This window comes from Methylophaga sp. (assembly GCF_009711715.1).
Lineage (GTDB): Bacteria > Pseudomonadota > Gammaproteobacteria > Nitrosococcales > Methylophagaceae > Methylophaga.
Genome location: NZ_VENF01000003.1, coordinates 56997 through 78889 on the forward strand (window position 1 = coordinate 56997; position 21893 = coordinate 78889).

Genomic DNA, 21893 nt, shown 5'->3' on the forward strand with positions numbered 1-21893 from the left:
ATCCAGTCACCTGCTGGCCGGGACAAGCAAGAAATTGCCAGTCCTCATCAGCATGCAGCATGGTGTTAGGGTTAGGGCTTATCGTCACTGCTGACTCAATAATTGAGTTTTCGGTGCAGGCAATGCCTTTTGACGATAGCCTCTCTTTTTGAGTTCACCCAGTACGGGTATTGAGAGATCTTCTCTTGAACGAACACGAGGGTTGAGCAGCTCCAGCAATAAGGCCATGCCTGCTGCCAGAATGAACCCCAATACTGCCGCTAAAAAGAGATTGCGTTTCACATTGGGGGAACTGGGAAAGAGCGGTGGCGTGGCACGGGTCAACACAGAGACATCACTCTGATTGGTGTTGCCTTCCATCGATGTCTGACTGAATCGTTCCAGCGCCGTATCCAGTGTTTGTTGCGCACTCTCGACATCAAGCTGCAACACCGCCAGCTCATCCCGGTGTTGATTCAGTTTCAGAATCTTTTGCTTCTGTTTCTGCACTGCAGCTTCCAGTTCGCTGACTCTTTTATCAGAGAGTCCAGCCGAATTGGAAAGACCGCCTGTGACATTCTCAATCTCTCTTTGAAGCTCCGCTCTGAGGTTGCTCACTTCAGCCTGCGCCGCCTGATACTTGGGATGATTGGCAGCATAGCGCTGTCTCATTTTTGCCAGGTTCGCCTCGGCGCTATTCAGTTCCGCTTTCATACTCTGAATCAGAGGATTGGTCAGAATATCCGGGTTCTTTTCAATACTTTCAGCATTGTTTGCTTCATTGCTGCGCGAGTTGGAATCCAGCGCAGCTGCCTGGGCCACAACCAATTCCTGTGAAAGTTGTTCAAGTTTCGAGTTCTCAACATCCCAACGTTCCTCCAGCGCCACAATGCCTTTTTCACTCTGATATGCAGTCAGCTTTTCCTCGGCTTTGATCACATCTTCCCTGTAACTGGCGAGGCGTTCATTGAACCACTCCGCGGCCTCGATAGAAGGATCAACCTTCAGCTTCAGGTTGGTATCGATGTAGGCGTCTGCAAATGCATTGGCAACGGTAGCGACAAATTGCGGGTCCGAGCCTTTATAGCCGACTTCAATCACATTGCTCTGCTTAGAAGGCTCGATGATCAGTTTCTTCTGAAGCACACCGGATAACCAGTCCTTAATATCGACATTTTTATTGACGTTTTCCGAATCACTGGTCACCTGCTTAAACGCATCAATAGCGAAACGCGTTTCATCCAGCTTCAACTTGTCGACCACTTTCCGTGCCACATTCTGGCTGGAGATAATATCAACCTGCGTCGCCATATAGCTGGGTGCCAACTGAGCTGGCATTGTTGCCCCCGTCACAGGATCAGTGCCTTTGTAATTGATGATCAGTGATGAGGTCGCCTGATAGGTTTTCGGCAACACCATGGTGACGGCGGCGGCCGCCAGCACAGTCAGGCCAAAAACCAGAATCACGAGCATCCGGCGTGCCAGCAGAATTGTTATCAGCTGATTTAAGCTCATTGAATGATCCTTAGAAAAATGCTTCTTTAACGTAAATCACATCATCTTTTTTGATAGTGGTCGTGCCATCCACTTCATGCGTGACGAACTTGCCATCTGCATTTTTTCTTTTCAGCGTGAGCCCATTCTCGGTACCACGGGAAGACAAGCCGCCACCAATAGCCAAAGCCTGATAGACCGTCATACCTTTTTCGTACCGGTAGGCCCCGCTGTTATTAACTTCGCCGTAAATATAAAACTTCGGCTCACGAGGCACATAGATAACATCACCTTCGCGAACTGCCAGGTTTTTATCCGCATCCTGACCAGTGAACATCTCATTCAGATTGATCACATATTTTTTCCCCTCGCTGTCCGGCTGGCTCGATGTCAGAGTCACTTCATCACTGCCGGTACTTGAAATACCACCGGCCAGGGCAATGAAGTCAGAGACCGTGGTCGCTTCATCAGTGATGGGATACTTGCCCGGACTATTGACTGCACCGAGCACTGACACCTGCAAGCCGTGGACATAAATGATATCTCCGGGCGAGACCATCACATCGGGGCGCTTCCCATTCAGAATCTCTGTCAGGTTCAGTTTCTTTTTATTAGCCCTGTCACCGCGCTTTGAGATGATAGACACTGAATCCGAGCCCAGCTGGGTAATCCCCCCCGCCAACGCCAAGGCATCTGTCAATGAAACTTCTCTGTGAAGCGGGATTCTTTTGGGTTTTGTCACATTACCCAGAATCGAGACTTGCTGGCTGAGAAATTCGGTAACCAGAATATTGACCTGAGGGTTGCGCAAAAAGCCTTTGTTCTCCAGCTCTCTGGCAATCATTTTTTCTGCTTCCGGCACTGATTTACCGGCCACACTGATTTCGCCGACCAGAGGGAAATTGATGGTGTCATCACTTGTCACCCTGGTCTCGGTGGTCAGATCCGGGTTGTCATAAACGGTGATACGAAGCATGTCGCCAGCCCCCAGCGGATTGGCGGCTAAAAGCTGAGTCGACATGCACAATAAAAATGTGAATATTAATGTTTTCATAATGAACTCGTCTTTGTTTGGTTGGAAAGTGAGATTACATTCTGATTGTCGCGGTCAAACTGAAAATGTCCGCGTCAAAATCTCCCAGAGGCACCGATGAATCACGTTCCATCCTGTTATAACCGGCCGTGAAATCAATATTTCGGTGAGGCTCGTAGTTGAGGGTGAAAGACAAACTGTCATTATCATCTTCACGTTGGGCAACCGGGCCGATAACAAAGCCAGGATTGTCCAGATCTTCCCGGGACTCTCTTCTGTACTTCGCTTGAAAGGTCAGCTTTGATGTTGGCAGCCAGGACAACGCCAGACTCTGTCCAAAATGCTCACTGACACTGGCCTGCAAATCATCCCTGGGGTAAGTCTCATCAAAGACGGATAGCTTGAACTCTGTTTTAACCGATGGCTTATAAGTGACACTGACTCGCTTGTCGACAGCATCATAATCACGTTCCTGCAAATTGTCGTAATCCCTCTGCACATAGGCAGTTTGCATTTGAAAACTGGTTTTTACGCTATACTGCCACTTGAGGTTCAAAGCGGCCTTTTGCTCGCTGTAACCATCATCCAATGTACTGACTTCGGTAACAGAACGATTAGGGTATTTGCCGTCTTCCTGGGTGATCTTGACCCCGACACGGCTGCCTTTCGGAGTCAGATAATCCAGCCCCAGCCCCACTGTCCGGTTCTGGAAATCACCAATCCTCTGAATGGCCGCATCGTATTCCAGCTCGTTTTCGGTATAAGACAGACCGGTCTGCCACCTGGGGTGGAACAGGTAGTTCAAATTGAAGAATCGGCTTTGCTGATCCCTTAAATTGCCTGACAAACCGCGTATATCATTAAAGCTGGCCAGGGCCCGGTTGAATACCTGGCCAATATTGCCACTCAGTTGATTCCCCAACTGATAATTCCACTGGGTTTTCAGGTAACGCCCCTGGTAATCCAGCGAATTAAAGCGGTTATAGTCATTATCACTGACCGCGGCCCTGGCAATGAACTGCTGTTTTGAATAGTTCCAGTCGACATTCAAACCCAGCAGATTTTTTTTCAATGTGTCCGAACGGCCGCGTACGCCGCCAATTCTGGCAGGATTATCATCATCGATTCTGAGGAGGTTCGAGTCGTAGACAATGCTGCTGCTGTAATAGGGAGTAAACGTATCCCCCTCCGCGGCTTGAGCCTGCCCCATCAGCATGGCTGATGAACCCAGCATAGCGAGCATTGTTTTAACTGAGAAATTATTGAAGCGATGCATAATCACTCAAGACCCTGCAAGCCTTTCTCAATATATGACTCTTGAATCATATCTGTTGCAACCGGTTCAGGGCTCTCTGCCGTGTCGCTGCCGTTGTTGGGTTCAAAACTCTTGCTGTATTCAATCATTGCAGCACTTTTAAGCGAACTCACCGTTTGTTGTATCTGCGCGGTTTGTTGTTGCTGTTGCAAGTGCTGTTTAATCGCCGGTGTCGCCATTTCCAGCCCCACAGGCTGGGGTTGCTTGTCTTTGACCTCAATAACCACAAAGCCATCATCAAGCTTCAGAAAGCCGACCTGTCCGACATCCAGCGTTGACAGTGGCTTAAGCAGATTCTGGGAAATGTTTTCTGAGGTTTTGGCCTGAGTCAGCAGACTGTAGGGTATCGATTTTTTCTGTAACCAGTCAGTGAAATCAGTCAGCGACTGCGTTTGCCTGACTTTCTTATCCACGGCTTCAACATTGTCGCTATCAGACTGCACCGTCACCTGCTCATAGACAAACAGTTTTCTGTTAGCAAACAAATCCGTATTAGCTGCATAATATTTTTCAATATCTTCTTGCGTGATTGATGGGCTGATAGTGGCTATCTGCTGCATGTAGGCAGACGCCAGCACCCGGCGCTTAGCTGCCTCCATCGCCTGCATAACATAAGGCTCACGATCAAGATCAGCTTTTTCAGCTTCCTGCTCCATCAATGTCTGAATAATCATGTTATTCAGCACGGCAGTTTGCAGGGCTTTCTTATCCGCTGAGAGCGCTTTTTCACCCATCGAACCAATCGCAAGATTGAGCTGATGAACAGTGATTTCCTGATCGTTTACTTTCGCAGCAACCTGGGTATTCTCTTTAGGGCTGGATTCAGAACAACCGACTAGAACTGTCATGAGCAGAACCGGTAACAATCTGTCAGTATTCGCTAGTCTCATCTGCTGATATCCTCTCATTTCACATTCTTAAATGTTTGCTTTGATCAATGGTGACAGCCCCATAACAAAGTGGATTGCTTGTGGGTCACACTTCTTTAAAAATTATCCTGTCACGTGCTCAGTTAACCGCCATGTTTAAAAACTGCTGTCATTGCCTGATTGCTTGATAGCGATACAGACACAGGCCGGTCAGACCGATTGCAGTAAGATCGCTGACAAAATCAATCGGATCGGCCTCTCTGCCAGGCAGGAAAAGTTGATAAATTTCATCTGACATGGCGATCAATACAGAAACCGAAACGGCTGCAAAATAGTTGTTACGGCCAGAAAATGAAAACCATAGCAGCAGAGTGATCAAGCTATAGGCCGTGAAGTGGGCCAATTTATCGTAGGGCATCTTCAGCAGGTTCGACATTTCCGGCCTTGCACCACCGACCAGCAATCCCACCACGATGAAGCAAATAGCAAGGGCTGGTTTCATATAAAGCAGTCTGGAATCAGTAGGCATTTTCATCGCCTTTGAAAACCACGATCACCGTTCTTAAAATAATCCATAAGTCCAGATACAGCGACCAGTGACGTAAGTAATCCAGGTCATAACGGATTCGGCTTTCCATCTTATCGAGTGTCTGTGTTTCTCCCCTGAAGCCATTGACCTGAGCCCAGCCCGTGACACCGGGTTTGACCATATGCCGCACCATATAGCCCTTGATCAGTTTTCGGTATTCTTCGTTGTGTGAAACAGCATGTGGTCTGGGACCGACAATACTCATTCTGCCCTGCAGTACATTGATAAACTGTGGCAATTCATCCAGCGAAGTTTTTCGAATGAAGTGACCGAATTTGGTAATGCGATCATCATCCTTCGTCGCCTGTTTGACGAAACTCTCTTCCTTGTGGACCCGCATCGATCTGAATTTATAGACCAGTATTTTGTTGCCATCCAGACCGTAGCGGAATTGTTTGAACAGAACCGGTCCCGGTGAACTCAGTTTCACACCAATAGCCAGCGCGATCAGGACAGGTGAGATCAGGATCAGAATGATTGACGACAGCACAATATCGCTGATACGTTTAATTATGCCGTTGAGCCCGATGAACGGAGACTCACAAACACCGACGACAGGGATGCCGTTCATTGAGTCAATTCGAGCCTGAATCATGTCGTACAGGAACAGGTCAGGCAGAAAGTAGATAGAGACCGTAGTATCTCTGAGATCATCCAATAACTTCAGTATCCTTGGCTGTGCCGCCATCGGAAGTGCGATATAGACATTGTCGATACTGTTTTGCTTGCAGTAGGCGGCGACATCTGACATCTCTCCGAGCAATGGCACTTCAGCTTCTCTCAACACCGGCAGGGAGGCGTGATTATCGAAAAAGCCCACGACTTCCACCATGCTCAGATCATCAGCATTAACCCGGGACACAAAATTGCCGGCCAATTCATTGACCCCAATGACAACGGCTTTCTTATTGCCGGCCTTGATGACCTGGATACTGCCCACGATCATTTTGATAATCACGCTGAAAATGAGCACCATCAGTGGCGTCAGCAGAATCCAGGTCAGGACGACCTCATCCGGGAAATACTGTAATGTCTGGGTGCCATACCCCAGCAAAAACAGCAGAATGACAATAATGAACCATGAAGAGGCCAGTCTTCTGGCAAACATCGGCACTGTTGAAGTGATCCATTCACCAGGATAGGTAATGATCAGAATCAACAGGGACAATATGGTGTATTTCAGATTCAGGCTATCACCATAAAATGTTGCCACTGAAACAAGCGTCAGGACAGCCACTACCGGCTCAATAACGTGTTTCAGCAAGGCAGTGATTGATAAATTACCTTGGGTAATTATGGGTAAGCTTGCCATTCATGCTTTCCTTACAGTCGTGCCTATACTGCTGCAATCTCAGATTGCATTTTTATTGCGTATCTCATCAGTGCATTACCATCTGATAAGCCGAGTTTTTTCCTGATGTTGGCTCTATGGGCTTCGATGGTTTTCACACTTCGACTGTTAAGATAGGCTATCTCACTGGTGGACTTACCCTGTGCCAATAGCTGGAATACTTCGTATTCGCAGGCTGTCAGGTTATCTATCACGGAATCTCTATCCGCCGATTCATTGCTGTTGATTCTGGAGCGGATGGCATCGCTAACGACGATCTCTCCCCCGACGACAGCGCGTATGCCATTGATGACTTTATCTGAAGCCTCCTGCTTCATGATATAACCGCTCGCACCCGTTTTAATGGCACGCTCGGCATAGAGCAGTTCGTCATGCATTGATATGGCAATTGTCGGCAAATCCGAGTGATAAATTCTCATCCATTTCATCAACTCAAATCCCGAAACCCCATCCAGTGAGATATCGACAATCGCGACATCTACCACGGAAGGCGTGTGTTGGAGAAATTGTTTTGCTTCATTGACACAGGCGCACTCATATACAACATCCATATCATCCTGGCTGTTGATCAGCATTGACATGCCTTGTCTCACCAGTTGGTGGTCTTCCACAAGCATAATACTGATTAGTTCATGAGCCATGTACTCACCTCAACAATCTCTGAATTGGGGTTGCAAATTAACACTCAGAAAAAAACCGCTGTGTGAATTAATTCGTGTTATTCAGACAACTCACTAAAACCGGGCTCTCTTATGCTTCATTTTGTGAACCAATAAGAGAAAATATAGAAACAAGAAAACAGTTTTAATCGCCACATTCAGAAAATAGCGAAAATAAAAAGCATTTTTTTACTGCGTCTACCAGCAATAGAAGTCAATGAAAAATGGTTCAGTACAGGAAGAAAGATTTGGATTAGTTTGTATTCGAGCTACGATGCCCAGGCACAAAGAGGTCAACGGACAACTTTAACCTCAAACCCTTCAGCTAACTTGGCAAAGCTAACTTTTGCATTTATCAGTCTAGTCCGGTAAATCATGGACTGCAAACCGATTCCTTTAATTTTGTTAAATTGTTGGTATTTTTCGTAATCAAAGCCAATGCCATTGTCCCTGACTGTCAGTGTAAAATGGTTATCGTTGACTTCCAGCCCGACTTCAATCTTATTGGCTTTGCCATGCCTGATAGCATTACTAATCGCTTCCTGAGCAATTCGATACAGATTGAGCGACACAATCCGATCACTGATTAACACTTCACCAGTCGGCATATAAACACAGTTCACGTCACAGGTCGCGGTTGTATTTTTAGTCAGACTGTCCAGTGCAGCATTCAACCCGTTAGACTCCAGTTCAATGGGTAACAAGCCTCTTGCCAGGCCACGGATTTCAGAGATGACTTCGTTGATTTGGCTGGTCAGGGTTGAAGCATTTCTGGCGAACTCGGACTGCTTAGCATGTAAGCCATGATCAAGTAACTTGGCAAGAAATGAGATACCCACTAACTTTTGTCCGACCCCGTCATGCAGGTCCTGACCGATTGAACGCTGCTGATCCTCGGTCATTCCAACCAATTCCGCTTCCACTTCCCGTTGTTGGGTAATATCCCTGCCAATACTGATGATGCCGACAATTCTGCCTTCAATGTCCTGCATCGGTGCTTTTATGAGATCAAACAATACGGCTGTGTAATTGATACCCCTGATCCAGATCTCCTCGCGCAGTAACGGCGCCTCGCCATTCAGAATTTTCTGATTCATTTCCGCTATCAGGGCCGTGAATTTTTCTGAGAAAATATCTTCAGACGAGAGATTCAAGCTCTGCCCGGCATCGAGCCCCATTAATTTATCAAAAGCCTTATTACTGTGTGTCAGCCTGTGGTCACGGCCTTCAATAAAAATGATATCGGGATTGGCATCAATGATGGTCCTGAGAATGGCGCGCTCATTTTCTACCTCCCGATGTTTTTCATTCAGTGCAATCTCGGCCTGTTTGCGAACTATCAACAAAGAGGACTGATAAGCAATTCTTTGCAACCGCTCCATATCTGCTAGATGAAACCAGGTTGAGGAAGCGTAAAAAACACACAGCACGCCCAGTGGTTTTCTGAACATATCGAGAATCGGAAAACAGTGAACGCCGCCCCATAGCGGCATACTTGCATCAAGGTGCATCCAATGCCTGGGATTTTCTGTCGAACTGACCAGCCTGCCGTGTTGATAGCACTGCTTGATTGGCGTTTCAGCCTGACTAAAGTCGGTTGAAGCCGTGGCTTCGATAAACTTTTCGGGCAGATTATATTGTGCATCCAGCATCAGCTTACCGGAGTCATTGATCAGAAAAATCCCCGAATAACAACCTTTTGCGCCGTTAACCGCGGTTTTGCACTGCAACATCAGCAAGGTCTTGAGTGACAGGGAAGTTCGAGACAGCAGTTCATCCATCCGGCTACTGGCCGCACGCCACTCTGCTTCCTCACGCTGCACCTGACTGACCCCGACTGCCAGCCCCGTAATGAGTAGAGACATGATAAATATCCATATCTCGAATGCCACACCGGCCAGCTGTTCACCGTAGTAACCTATCCCAAAAAAATAGCTACTGTAGGCCGACATGAAGATCAGAAACGCCCCGGCGTAGACTGCACTCAAGCCGACATACAGGGCGCCCCAGACAATCAAGGGGTAGAAAATGAAAGGTAAAAACAATGAGGTCAGCGACTCACTGATGCTGAGATCCGTAAACACCAGCAGACAGGAAGCAAAAATAGCAATTAACCAGAGTACTTGTCGCTGGTCGTACTGCAGTTTGACGTAATGATAATTACCAGACAGCAAGACTCTGGGAACAATTAACAGTATCCCCATCGCAGTCCACATCCAGGTGTGGACGACAATCTCCAGTGAAACCTGAAAATCCGGGCTGAGCACATCCAACAGGGAAAGACTCGATAATGTTGAAAACAGGGCCGCTACCCCGCTTCCCCAAATCAGCAGGCTGATAACACTTTTCCTGTTTTCAAGGTTGTTATCAAAGTCATTGAAGCTGATCATCCCCCAGCGACCAAGCATGGCCGCAATAAGACAAAGCAGTGACATACCTACTGCGCTGAATGTAGGCGATGTAAAAAGTATCTGTGCTATCAGAACACCTAGAAAGAGCGCTGGAAGTATTCTGGCGCCAAACAGTAATACTGCTGCCAGGGCCAGACTCAATTCAAAGCCGATCGCTGAGCGTGGGATGTCAGGAAAATCTAATAACTTCCCCAGGGACGCAATAAAGATTATCGCGATGATAATGCTCAAATAGGTTTTTGCAGAAATATCTGCCGCGTTGGGATTCATCTCAAACCTTATAATCGCCTGATTAGCGAGACTTGGAAGAGGTGTTGATACCGGAACAATAGCAAGCCATGCCACTGAGTTCTTTGGACTGGTTGGTAATCCACCGGATCTTTTGCAGCAAGCAGACAGCAGTAAAACCAGGAGTCCCGGTTTGAGATGAGTTATTGAGGGAAGTGTTGTGGGAGTTGTTTCAATGAGGAGTGGGTATCAGGGCTATTCAGAAATAACCCGGTCGATACCATTTGTGCCTAATCAGTTGTTCATACTGTTGTATGAAAAATTGGTAGCGGGGGCTGGATTTGAACCAACGACCTTCGGGTTATGAGCCCGACGAGCTACCAGGCTGCTCCACCCCGCACCTGATTAGACTGCGCATTATACATAGCCCCCCAGGGGCATGCAAGGCGATTTCTAATTTTCTTTTAACTTTCTCGTCAGCGTGTTTCTGCCCCAGCCCAAAAGCTTGGCAGCTTCCTGTCTTTTACCGGCCGTTTTTTCCAGGGCGACCTCCATCAGCAGCTGCTCAATCAATGGCACCACGTCTGCCAGAGCACCCTCCTGGCCACTCAAGGCCTTAGTGGCAGCCCACTGTCTGAAGAGTTGCTGCCAGTCGCTACCCGGTCGGCTACCGCCTTCAGCGGTCTCAGTAGACAGCTCAACCGGCAAATCATCCATCTGTACCACTTGTCCCGGAGACATCACGGTCAGCCAGCGGCAGGTATTTTCCAGTTGCCGGACATTACCCGGCCAGGTTAACTGTGACAGGTAACTTTCCACATCGGGCGACACACTTTTGGTCGCCATATTGAGCTCTTTCGCAGCTTTGTTGAGAAAGTATGCGACCAGGGCCGGGATATCCTCCCGCCGTTCCCGTAAAGAAGGAATATGAATGCGAATGACATTGAGGCGGTGAAACAAGTCTTCCCTGAAATCGCCACGCTCAACCAGCTTTTCCAGGTTCTGGTGAGTCGCCGCGATAATGCGGACATCCACCTTGACCCCACTATGACCGCCCACACGGAAAAATTCGCCATCAGACAGCACCCGTAATAGCCGGGTCTGCAGCTCAATCGGCATATCGCCAATTTCATCCAGAAACAGGGTGCCCCCGTTGGCTTGTTCAAAACGGCCTTTACGCTGCACATGGGCACCGGTAAAAGCACCTTTTTCATGACCGAACAGTTCTGACTCCAGCAATTCCTTGGGAATTGCCGCCATATTCAAAGCAATAAACGGAGACTGACGTCTCGGACTGTGACGATGTAAGGCCTGAGCCACGAGTTCTTTACCGGTACCAGACTCACCATTAATCAGTACAGTGATGTTGGAGCGCGCCAAGCGTCCTATCGCCCTGAAAACCTCCTGCATCGCCGGCGCCTCGCCGACAATCTCAGCGCCAAGGTTAAAATCCTCTACCGGGCTTTTCTCCTGTTGTCTGCTGTGGGCAATGGCACGCTGGACCAGCTCTACCGCCTCATCCACATCAAAAGGTTTGGGCAGATATTCAAAGGCGCCCCCCTCGTAAACAGACACCGCACTGTCCAGATCAGAATAGGCCGTCATGATAATCACTGGCAATTCGGGGTAGCGCTGTTTGATTTCAGACAAAAGCTGCAGGCCGTCTATACCCGGCATTCTGATATCGCTGATAAGTACATCCGGCGCTTGTTCCTGGCCCTGTTTCAACTCATGTAATACAACATCAGCCGTTTCAAAGGCCCGAACCGTGATATCTACTGCTTCCAGTGCTTTTTGCAAGACCCATCTTATGGATCGGTCATCGTCGACTATCCAGGCTATCGCTTTAGTGGCGTTCACGTGCTAACTCCAAAGGAAATATAACTGAGAAAATGGTCTGTCCCGGATGGCTGTTGCACGACACTGTGCCGCCATTTCTCTGAACCAGGTTCTGCACCAGATAAAGTCCCAGCCCCGTGCCATCAGCACGGCCGGTGACCAGCGGGTAGAACAGACTGTCCTGCAAAGATTGTGGTATGCCGGGACCGTTATCTTCAATTTCAACCAGAACGCCCAGCCGGTAATAATTTTTTTCGATGGTGATATTGCGCTGTATACGGGTGCGAAGTGTAATCAAGCCCACACCATTCATGGCCTGCACCGCATTACGTACGATATTGAGGAAGATCTGAATCAGCTGATCAAAATCGGCATACAGCTCGGGGATACTCGGATCGTAGTCAATCCTGAATTTGAGCCGCTCATCTACCTCAATATCGACCAGCTGCCTGACATGTTGCAGCACTTCATGGATATTGGTGTCACGCTTCTCCGGATGCTGATTCGGCCCCAGCATACGGTTCATCAGATTTTGCAGCCGATCAGCCTCAGCGATGATAATCCGCGTATATTCTTTAAGATCTTCTGAATCCAGCTGACGCTCCAGCAACTGTGCTGCACCGCGAAGTCCGCCCAATGGGTTTTTAATTTCATGGGCCAGCCCCCGCACCACCTGCTGCTGGGTATGCAGATTCTCATCGCGGTTGATGCGCTGCTGATAATCAAGCTGGGCCAACTCCAATATCACGTAAGGCTCATCGACATCCAGCATCTTCATTGAACAATCTGCCAGTATCTCACCGCTTGCCGGCAGAAACAGTCGCACTTCCCGCTCTATCAGTGCCTGACCGGTTGACACTACACGGCGGAGTGAACCGACGAGTCGCTTTTCGCCAGGCAATAATGACTGCAGTGGAATGTGTTCAGCCTGACGCTGACTAATCTCAAACAAAACTTCAGTGGCCGTGTTGATATAGCAGACACGTAAGGAGCTATCCAGGACCAGAACGGCGGTCGTCAGGTTTTCCAGCACATCATTGCTGGCAATAACATCGTGACTCATTGTGGTGACACTCATATGCATGGTCAGCTGGTAGCAAAAAACGCTCCATTTCCTGTCGTTTTTATTCAGCAGACCGGTAAGCTGTTGATTGTTGGACAAACTCCCTGAGCCATATCGTGCACAAGCGAGTTTGCCTTGGATAAAAAAGGCAATATAGCATTTAAACGGAGAAATAACGCACCAATAAGGTGCGTCAGTTATTGTTCGGGGTTGGCTTGCCGCCAGTGGGGCCCGGTGGTGTCAGGCCGGGATTATTCTGAATAGATGCGCGGTGCAGATGGAAGGTCACACTGCCCGTGCTAGTCAGTGTCATGCCATTGCTATCGACAACCATGGCATTGAGATTATGGGTGCCGCGACTGAGATTATTAAGCTGAAACGTGGTCGAAGCACGCGGTTCGGCAACAGGCTCGCCATCCAGATGTAACAGCACTTTATCACCACGTTCCGTATCCAGCGCCGGTTCCACTATCATGCTCACGGTTACATCGCCATTATTGACCCAGATACTTTCGTCATTGCCGGGTGCGACGATACGGATTTGATAATCCGGTGCCTGGGTTTCCTGCGTTGCCTGTTCGTCGTCATCTGGCGACAGCTTGAGAATGTCATCCGTAACAGCTTCATCTTCGGCTGGTGTATAGGTCGTCGCCGGGGGCAGATCGACTGTTTCCGCTCCGGGTTGCGGTTCGTCGGAAAATACCACATTACCGCTTTCATCAACCCACCGGTAGATCTCCGCATGCACCGGCAACAGGAAAAGCAGTAACGATAAAGCTGTGAATTTCATAATCTGAAGCATAGGACGAAGCAGCCTCCAGCGCAACTACCGGACATAAAAAAAGCGCCCCGAGGGACGCTTTTTTATTAAAGGATAACCGATCGACTGGATTAAACGCTGTAGTACAGGTCGTATTCAGCCGGGTGAGTTTCCATACGCAGACGAGTCACTTCTTCCATTTTCAGTTCAATATAAGCATCGATCATGTCGTCAGTGAATACGCCACCTTCCGTCAGGAAAGCACGATCTTCGTCCAGGGCATTCAGCGCCATATCCAGCGAGTGGCAGACTGTTGGGATTTCAGCTGCTTCTTCTGCAGGCAGGTCATACAAGTCTTTATCCATGGCATCGCCAGGATGAATCTTGTTCTTGATACCGTCCAGACCCGCCATCAGCATCGCTGAGAATGCCAGGTAGGGGTTGGCAGAAGGGTCAGGGAAGCGCACTTCGATACGACGGGCTTTCGGATTGCTGACGTAAGGAATACGGATAGAAGCAGAACGGTTACGTGCCGAGTAAGCCAGCATAACAGGCGCTTCAAAACCCGGAACCAGACGTTTGTAGCTGTTGGTTGAAGAGTTGGTGAATGCATTCAGTGCACGGGCGTGCTTGATAATACCGCCGATGTAATACAGCGCAGTTTCAGACAAGCCGCCATATTTGTTACCAGAGAACAGGTTATCACCTGATTTGGAAATAGACTGATGCACGTGCATGCCACTACCGTTATCACCCACCAGCGGTTTCGGCATGAAGGTCGCAGTTTTACCGTAAGCGTGAGCCACGTTATGCACCACGTACTTCAGAATTTGCACTTCGTCCGCTTTTTTCACCAGGGTGTTGAATTTAACACCGATTTCGCACTGACCGGCAGTCGCCACTTCATGGTGATGAACTTCTGTAACCAGCCCCATTTCTTCCATGGTCAGGCACATGGCTGAACGGATATCCTGCAGAGAATCAACGGGTGGAACCGGGAAATAACCGCCTTTTACTTTAGGACGGTGACCCATGTTGCCATCGGGGAAGACTTTTTCAGTATTCCATGATGATTCGTCAGAATCGACTTTGTAGAAAGAACCGGAAATGTCGCTGCCCCAGCGTACGTCATCAAGAATAAAGAATTCTGGTTCAGGGCCGAAGAATGCCGTATCCGCCAGACCGGTAGATTCAAGATAAGCTTCCGCACGCTTGGCCACACTGCGTGGATCACGCTCGTAGCCTTGCATAGTCGCAGGCTCAACGATGTCACAACGGATGATCAGTGTATTGTCATCCATGAAAGGATCCATTACTGCAGTTTCAGGATCGGGCATCAGGATCATGTCTGATTCGTTAATGCCTTTCCAGCCGGCAACAGAAGAGCCGTCGAACATTGCGCCTTCCGTGAAGGTATCTTCATCAATAGAGTGGGCAGGATAAGAGACGTGTTGCTCTTTACCACGCGTATCAGTGAAACGGAAGTCAACAAACTTGACGTCCTCATCTTTGATCATTTGAAGCACATTTTCGACAGACATTTAACTTCTCCAATTTTTAGAAACTGCACATTGCATTGTGCAAAAAAACTCGCGACATAGTACAGCAGAAATCACGCCAACTTTTACAATTACGATAAATCAACCATTTAGGTGCAACTGCACCCTAAGATAGCACTGTTATGGTGCATAAAAACATCACGATGGATCATTTTGGTGCTATGCACCAACACGAACCGTTATTCGAATTTCATCCTCGCTCTGAACCGTCTGAATCACGCTGTGACCATTGATTCGAGCCCAGGCCGGAATATCATTTAAAGCACCCGGATCAGTGCAGATGACCTCGAGTTCATCCCCCGGCTGCATCTGGACCACCTGGTTCTGAGTTTTGATAACCGGCATCGGACACAATAAACGGCGGGCATCCAGTTGCTGATGGCTCATACATACCACTCCTGCAGCACTTCTTCAGCACTGAGCGGCGCGGTTTTAACCTGTTGCCTTTGCTGGTCGGGCGTGGCGATATCAATTTCCACTTCATCGGCACTGCGTCCCTGACCGAAACGGGCGACAATCGCGGCAGCGAGTGGATATTGGTCCTGTTTGAGCTCGCCGTCAACCAGTGCCATCGGGCCGCTGTGACTGAGCGCATGAATGCTGGTGTATTGCTTGCGGTAACCTTCGAGAAACTTACTTTCACCGGCATCGCGTGCGATGATGAGCTTGAATTCCTCCGTCGGTCTGATATGTCTTCCGACCTTCAAAAGCATGATGTCATCGAGCTCATATTCACGACTGTTACGCGCCTGCCACAAGTCCACCAGTTTGTCGGAGTAACTTTTATCGGTCAGGAAACAGCAGCCGCCGGCCGGCGAGGCAAAGTCATGCAGTCCGAACTGTTTGGCCAGTGCGATTTGTGGTTTACGGTTACGGCCATGGAAGTCGTACAGTTGTTCGCGGTCTACCCAGCCTTCTCTTTCAGGCTTGGTTTCCGGCAGATTCTTCGCGCACAAGGGGCGAAGCAATAAATCATCGGCACCGGACTCTTCAGAGATAATCGGCATGGTGTGCTTGCGCTGTGACATCGGTCGCTGACCAATCACTTCACCGGTGACAATAAAATCGAAACCATCCTTGTGATGGTTTTTAACCCACTCGACCGCTTTACCCACCATGAAAATCTTGCAATCAAGGCAAGGATTCATATTGGCGCCATAGCCGTGCTTGGGGTTAAGCAACACATCCTTATACTCTTCAATCACATCGACAATATGCAGTTTGATGCCGAGTTGTTCGGCTACCCACAGTGCATTATTGCGCTTCTGTTTATCTTTATCGTGATTGCGAATGGCGTGCGTATGGCCTTCCACACAGAAACCGGTATAGAAATTGATACCCTCAACTTCAATCCCCTGTTCCTGCAGCACGCGAACTGCCAACATCGAATCCAGGCCGCCGGAAATCAGGGCGACCGCTTTGTGTTGCTTTGTCATATCTCTAGATCTAAGCTGTTCCGCCTACCGTTAAGGCATCCACTTTCAGTGTCGGTTGACCGACGCCCACCGGAACACTCTGACCTTCCTTGCCACAGTTACCGACTCCGCTGTCGAGTTCCAAATCATCGGCTACCATCGAGATGCGCTGCATCACTTCCGGCCCATTGCCAATCAACGTTGCGCCCTTCACCGGCGTGGTAATTTTACCGTTTTCAATCAGGTAGGCTTCGCTGGTTGAAAACACAAACTTACCGGAAGTAATATCAACCTGTCCGCCACCGAAATTGACGGCATAAATACCCCGGTCAACCGAGGCGATAATCTCTTCCGCCTTATGATCACCGGGCAACATGTAGGTATTGGTCATACGCGGCATTGGCAGGTGTGCATAGGACTCTCTGCGACCGTTGCCGGTGCTTTTTGTCCCCATCAACCGCGCGTTATGCTTGTCCTGCATATACCCGACAAGGCGGCCTTTCTCAATCAGGGTGGTGTACTGAGTCGCCTCACCTTCATCATCAATATTCAAAGAACCGCGTCTGAATTCCAGTGTGCCGTCATCCACCACGGTACACAGTGGGGAAGCCACCTGTTCACCCATTTTGCCTGAGAAAGTGGAAGTCCCGCGTCGGTTGAAATCACCTTCCAAGCCATGTCCGACCGCTTCATGCAACAGCACGCCGGGCCAGCCGTTGCCAAGCACGACCGGCATGGTGCCTGCCGGTGCCGCCACGGCTTCCAGATTAACCAGTGCGATTCTCACTGCTTCTTGGGCATAGCGCTGCGCCAGATTGTTATCACGGAAGTAGCGATAATCCATTCTGCGGCCACCACCGGCACTGCCACGCTCACGGCGACCGTTACTTTCAACAATAACGCTGACATTCATCCGGATTAGTGGCCGGATATCACTGCTGTAGGTCCCGTCGCTGGCAGCAATCAGAACGCTGTCGAGTTCACCGGCCAGACTGACATTGACCTGTTTGACCCGGGGATCGGCTTTACGCGCGGCAGCATCTGCTTCGCGCAGCAAAGCCAGCTTTTCATCAACGCTCAGAGCCAGAATCGGGTCCTGACTGGAATACAGTACTGGTGTGGTCTGGCGTTTCCAGACTGCCACCTCCTGCTCCCGGCCCTGACGCGAAATGGCCTGGGCTGCTCTGGCCGCCTGCTGTAATGCCGGCAAGACCAGATCGTCAGAATAGGCAAAACCGGTTTTTTCACCACTACAGGCACGGACACCGACGCCCTGCTCAAGATGATAGCCACCGTCCTTGATGATGCCATCTTCCAGCAGCCAGCTTTCCTGGCGGGACTGCTGAAAATACAGATCAGCGTAGTCGACGCCACCCGTCATGGTGGATGCCAGCGCATTTTCCAAATCCTGCTCGGTCAGACCGGCAGGCAGAAGCAATTGCTGTTGAACTTGTTCGGAAATGGATTTCATCAACTCAGAAATTGTTGTTGCTATAAACTCAACATGATAGCAGATTAAGGGATCTGTTGGCCTTGTTCAGACTCCGGCCCCAGAACATTGAGTCTGGGATTAGTCCATGGACCGGTCAGTTGATAGCTATAGCTGATGAGATCAACAATTTCACGGTCAAAGACCTGCCCGGCAATTTTGTCGAACAGCAGGATTGCGGTGCCGACACCAAGACCGACCGGGCCACCGGCCACTGCGCCCGCCAGCGGCAGCGCAGAAGAGACTTTGGGCGTAATTTTGACCACCTGATCATAGGTTTTTGCCATCATGTCGATCGGGCCCGATACTTCAATCAGCGCCGAGTCCCCCTGCATCGTCAGATTATTCGTACGAGCGATGCCGTTACTGAACTCGAACTGACCGCGGATACTGCTGAAATCAAAGCCCTTGCCAAATAAATCGCTGAAATCCAGCGCTAATCGCCGTGGAATGGTGGCAATACTGAGAAGACCGAAAATGCGGCCCGCCGCCCCCGGCTCAACCTCAATCAGGCTGCCACGGCCGACAGTCAGACCCAACTCACCCTGCATCTTCGCCAGCGAGAACGCCGTTGGATCACCCTGCCAGCTGAGCTTGCTGTTGAGTTGTACCTGACGGGCTTCTATCACTTCCTGATAGTTGTAGTAGGCCAGCAAGGATTTCAAGTCATCACTGGAAGCGACAATATCGAATTCACTGCGACTACTTGAACCCGTGTTTGTCCAGCTGCCTGTTAACGATGCCTGTAATACCGGTGAGATGAGACTGGCCGATTCCACTTTCCAGGTCTCTGCAAGGCGGTTCGCCCGCAAGGTAAATTGCCCCAGCCGCATGCCGTTGAGTTCAAACTCAGTAATATCCAGCCTGACCGGCGGCCACAGTTCAGGCTGGCCAGTCGCCTGCGATGGCGTCTCTTTATCACCAAGATTCAGGTTCAGATGTTCTAGTGAGACTATCAACGGCCTGTCATTGCTGATTTTCGGCGGTACACTGATCGTGCCCTGGACCTGCGAGGAAGCCAGATTGAGCTGCCACTGTCCACGTGACTGGCTGGCAGAGAGTTGCAGATCCGTCAACGTCCGTTGAGCCAGTTTCAGTTCGTCAAAATGAAGATCAACGGCATCAACAGCCGGACTTTCGGTATTCAAATCTTCATGCTGCTCCAGCCAATCGAGCCAGGCATCCAAATCCAGCTGCGCCAGCCGACCAGCAACCTGGAGACCGCCACGGCGTAATTCAGCAGGTTCACCACCCAGCATGATCTGTCCGTGGGGTACATTCTCTTCAACCGTCAGCATGCCATGCAGCCAGTTTTCCCAGCGGAGGCGATATCTCAGCTGCTCAGCGTTATCAATCTGCAGTTCAACGGTTTTACGCTGTCTGGCTGTTTTTCCCAATGGGGCCGGCGCATCCACCGTGAGACCAAACAAATCAGATTCAATACGGACTGCCACATCAAAAAGGCCTTCTTGCGGCTCTTCTACCAGCACCTCGGCGAGATAATCGGTCTCCCCGCTGATAAAGTCGGGAACCTGTTCTGGCCAAAGGCGGCGCAAGTCCATTACCGAGGCACTGCCGATGACTTCGACCCGGGTTTGCTCGGCGTCGGGAACCACATCAATCTGCACCGGTTGATTGAGTGCCACTGCCGTAATGGTCTCCGCATCAACCCCGTTATTGTCGAAATTGAGCTGGCCGTTTATCTGGCTGAAGGACAAACCGGGTACCGCTTTGGATTTGAGTTCACTGTCAGCAAAAGTGACATGACCGGCGGCTTCCGTTTGCTTCGGATCGACCAGTGGTACCATCAGGTTCAGATGAATATCACTGTTACCACTGACCTCAATCCACTCCGCGACCGAACCGAAACGTTTACTGAGCGGACTATTCTGTAAAAATGACAATGCATTAGCAGTGGACCCAGCCAGTGTGCCATCCACTCGCAGGATAGGATTGGGTCTGACCAGATTTGAAATCGTCGTGGTCACCTTTTGGAATGAAAAACCGGCAATGGTCCCGGCCTGACTCTCAATCAGGAGATTATTGCCCTCACTGCTGACAGTGCCGTCAACCCCCATCAGATCGGGCCAGCCCTCAGCATAATTGAGCTGGGTATCTTCTACCTGGAACTGCATATCAAAGCGCCCACGCCCGGGGGCTTCATCGAAGGGAAAGGCCTCAGGATCACCTTCCAGTTCAATATAGCCACTGCGTATCACCCCGGCTTTAAAGGCGTCTCTGGACCATTTTTCAAAATCTTCCGGGATAATCGCCGGCGGCACATAATCACGCCAGCGATTGGTCTGAATATCCTGCAGTTCGAGCCGCAAGTCGGTATCGGTCACGCCATTATGATGATTGACCCGGCCGTTGAGGCTGAGATTCAGATCCTCATTCCAGACACTGAGCTGTTCTGCCGACAAATGCCAGCTCCCCTGCTGGCGCCGCCAGCTGACATGACCGGTGATTGACTCCAGATAAACCGACTCATCCAGCCACTTGTCCGCATAAATCGTCGTTTTGTGGCTATTCAGGCTCAGTTCACCCTGCTGTTGCTGCCAATCGAGCTCAAAACTCAAATCATTGGCGCCGGGATAGTCCTGCCAAGGCAGTAAAGCCAGGCCTTCAGCCCTAAGCTGAAGAGCCTCTATGCCCTGCTGCGGCTGATAACGGGCAGACAAGCCATAAAGATCGCCGGCCGGCTTGGTCTCGACCAGCCATGCCGGCATATCTTTCATCAGCAGTGCAATTGCTGTCAGGTCACTGAGACGCAGATAATCGGCTGAGGCTTCAATTTCACCATCCTGGTAGCGCTGCATTGATACCGTTGTCTGGGGCCAGGCTTCACCCGCCATCTGTATCTGCACTGCATTTGCATCCAATGTCCAGCTGTCAGCCTGTTTTGAGAAGCTGAACTGGCCCTGTAATTGATCCAATGTGACCTGGTCAAAACCTTCGCTTCTTTTCTCACTGCTCAGTGTCGTGTCCGTGATGGCCCCATTAAGCACCGCATTTATATCACCCAGCGTATTCCGACTGACATCAACCTCGCCGGAAAACAGGCCTTCAACGACCTTCAGGCCTTTCATAGGGATGCTGGTGATTAAAGGCGCCAGCGATAGCTCATCGGTTCCCAACTGAGCCTGCCAGGCAGTGATGGCATAATCTTCATCTATCTCGGCACGGGCACTGACAGTCACCGACGTGCCGACGGACTCGGGTAAAAGTATCCCGGCCTCGGCCTGCCACTGACGACCGGCAAATTGCAGATCAAGCTGCTGCAATTGATAGTGGCCAGACAGGGCAGACTGCTTCCTGTCCTGATAGTCCAGTGAAATCGCGCTGAGCTCCAGCTGCTTGAGCCAACTGAACCAGCGTATAACTTCCGGAACGGTAGTCCGGGATTCTCTCTGCCGAGGCTGCTCCAGACCAACCAGCCTTATCTGTCCTTGCTGAGTGCGTTCCAGTTTCAAGTGCGCCTGGCGGATACTGGCGTCAGCCACAACCGGCTCGCCACTGCTGATGGTTTGCAGAATATCCAGACTCAGATAGACCTGTTCCGCCGTGATAATCGGAGCGCCCCCCGTTTTTGGCTTGACCTTAACCTGACGTACTTCCAGTTTGGGGATCAGGTCAAACCAGTACAAACCGGCGGAATCAATAGCCACCGGATAGCCGGTTTTCTGGCTGGCCCAGTCAGCGATTTCATCTTTGCGCTGCGAAACTTCCTCGGATAGCCAGATTGCTGCCATCAGCCCCAGTAATCCGAGAATAATGACGACCACCAGCAGATAAAAAAGCTGGCGGCTGGCAATATGTAGGCTTCGCAGTAACATCAAA

At 49.9% G+C, this 21893-nt stretch carries 16 protein-coding genes and 1 tRNA gene; all 17 read right to left on the bottom strand.

Translation table 11 applies throughout. The features are described 5' to 3' along the window. Window positions 1-84: 84 nt before the first annotated feature. Window positions 85-1494: a chain length determinant protein EpsF gene (gene epsF / locus FH755_RS01700; protein WP_292438065.1), complete on the bottom strand. Its 1410-nt coding sequence runs from the start codon at window positions 1492-1494 to the stop codon at window positions 85-87. 10 nt (window positions 1495-1504) lie between these two features. Next, window positions 1505-2527 carry an SLBB domain-containing protein gene (locus FH755_RS01705; protein WP_292438067.1) on the bottom strand — a complete coding sequence of 341 codons (1023 nt, stop codon included), beginning with the start codon at window positions 2525-2527 and terminating at the stop codon, window positions 1505-1507. Window positions 2528-2561: 34 nt separating this feature from the next. After that, window positions 2562-3749: an XrtB/PEP-CTERM-associated polysaccharide biosynthesis outer membrane protein EpsL gene (epsL, locus tag FH755_RS01710; RefSeq protein WP_292438069.1), complete on the bottom strand. Its 1188-nt coding sequence runs from the start codon at window positions 3747-3749 to the stop codon at window positions 2562-2564. Window positions 3750-3784: 35 nt separating this feature from the next. Beyond that, entirely contained in the window at window positions 3785-4729 is a 945-nt protein-coding gene (locus FH755_RS01715; RefSeq protein ID WP_366658643.1) for an EpsD family peptidyl-prolyl cis-trans isomerase, read from the bottom strand. 130 nt (window positions 4730-4859) lie between these two features. Beyond that, window positions 4860-5219 carry a VanZ family protein gene (locus tag FH755_RS01720; RefSeq protein ID WP_292438072.1) on the bottom strand — a complete coding sequence of 120 codons (360 nt, stop codon included), beginning with the start codon at window positions 5217-5219 and terminating at the stop codon, window positions 4860-4862. After that, the gene (locus tag FH755_RS01725; RefSeq protein WP_292438073.1) at window positions 5209-6591 is read right to left on the bottom strand and encodes an undecaprenyl-phosphate glucose phosphotransferase; all 1383 of its coding nucleotides are present in this window, start codon (window positions 6589-6591) and stop codon (window positions 5209-5211) included. The genes FH755_RS01720 and FH755_RS01725 overlap by 11 nt, the downstream gene beginning before the upstream one ends. A 23-nt stretch (window positions 6592-6614) precedes the next feature. Continuing rightward, window positions 6615-7271 (bottom strand): response regulator transcription factor, encoded by a 657-nt coding sequence (locus FH755_RS01730; RefSeq protein ID WP_292438074.1) that lies wholly within the window; start codon window positions 7269-7271, stop codon window positions 6615-6617. 311 nt (window positions 7272-7582) lie between these two features. Further along, window positions 7583-9724: a PAS domain S-box protein gene (locus FH755_RS01735; protein ID WP_292438075.1), complete on the bottom strand. Its 2142-nt coding sequence runs from the start codon at window positions 9722-9724 to the stop codon at window positions 7583-7585. A 527-nt stretch (window positions 9725-10251) separates the two neighbouring features. After that, window positions 10252-10328 (bottom strand) — tRNA-Met (locus FH755_RS01740). Between the two features lie 53 nt (window positions 10329-10381). After that, complete coding sequence (gene ntrC, locus FH755_RS01745) at window positions 10382-11788, bottom strand: nitrogen regulation protein NR(I) (RefSeq protein ID WP_292438076.1); 1407 nt, start codon at window positions 11786-11788, stop codon at window positions 10382-10384. Beyond that, a complete protein-coding gene (gene glnL / locus FH755_RS01750; protein WP_292438077.1) occupies window positions 11775-12830 on the bottom strand; it encodes a nitrogen regulation protein NR(II) in 1056 nt (351 codons plus the stop codon). The genes ntrC and glnL overlap by 14 nt, the downstream gene beginning before the upstream one ends. A gap of 193 nt (window positions 12831-13023) precedes the next feature. Then, window positions 13024-13620 (bottom strand): DUF4124 domain-containing protein, encoded by a 597-nt coding sequence (locus FH755_RS01755; protein WP_292438078.1) that lies wholly within the window; start codon window positions 13618-13620, stop codon window positions 13024-13026. A 101-nt stretch (window positions 13621-13721) separates the two neighbouring features. Further along, complete coding sequence (gene glnA / locus FH755_RS01760) at window positions 13722-15131, bottom strand: glutamate--ammonia ligase (RefSeq protein WP_292438079.1); 1410 nt, start codon at window positions 15129-15131, stop codon at window positions 13722-13724. Between the two features lie 177 nt (window positions 15132-15308). Further along, window positions 15309-15536, bottom strand: a complete 228-nt coding sequence (locus FH755_RS01765) for a sulfurtransferase TusA family protein (protein WP_292438080.1) — start codon at window positions 15534-15536, stop codon at window positions 15309-15311. After that, entirely contained in the window at window positions 15533-16585 is a 1053-nt protein-coding gene (locus FH755_RS01770; RefSeq protein WP_292438081.1) for a tRNA (5-methylaminomethyl-2-thiouridylate)-methyltransferase, read from the bottom strand. Before FH755_RS01770 ends, FH755_RS01765 begins: the two co-directional genes overlap by 4 nt. A gap of 10 nt (window positions 16586-16595) precedes the next feature. Beyond that, window positions 16596-18038: a metalloprotease TldD gene (gene tldD, locus FH755_RS01775; protein ID WP_292438082.1), complete on the bottom strand. Its 1443-nt coding sequence runs from the start codon at window positions 18036-18038 to the stop codon at window positions 16596-16598. A 41-nt stretch (window positions 18039-18079) separates the two neighbouring features. Next, the gene (locus FH755_RS01780; RefSeq protein WP_292438083.1) at window positions 18080-21889 is read right to left on the bottom strand and encodes a YhdP family protein; all 3810 of its coding nucleotides are present in this window, start codon (window positions 21887-21889) and stop codon (window positions 18080-18082) included. Between the last annotated feature and the right edge of the window lie 4 nt (window positions 21890-21893).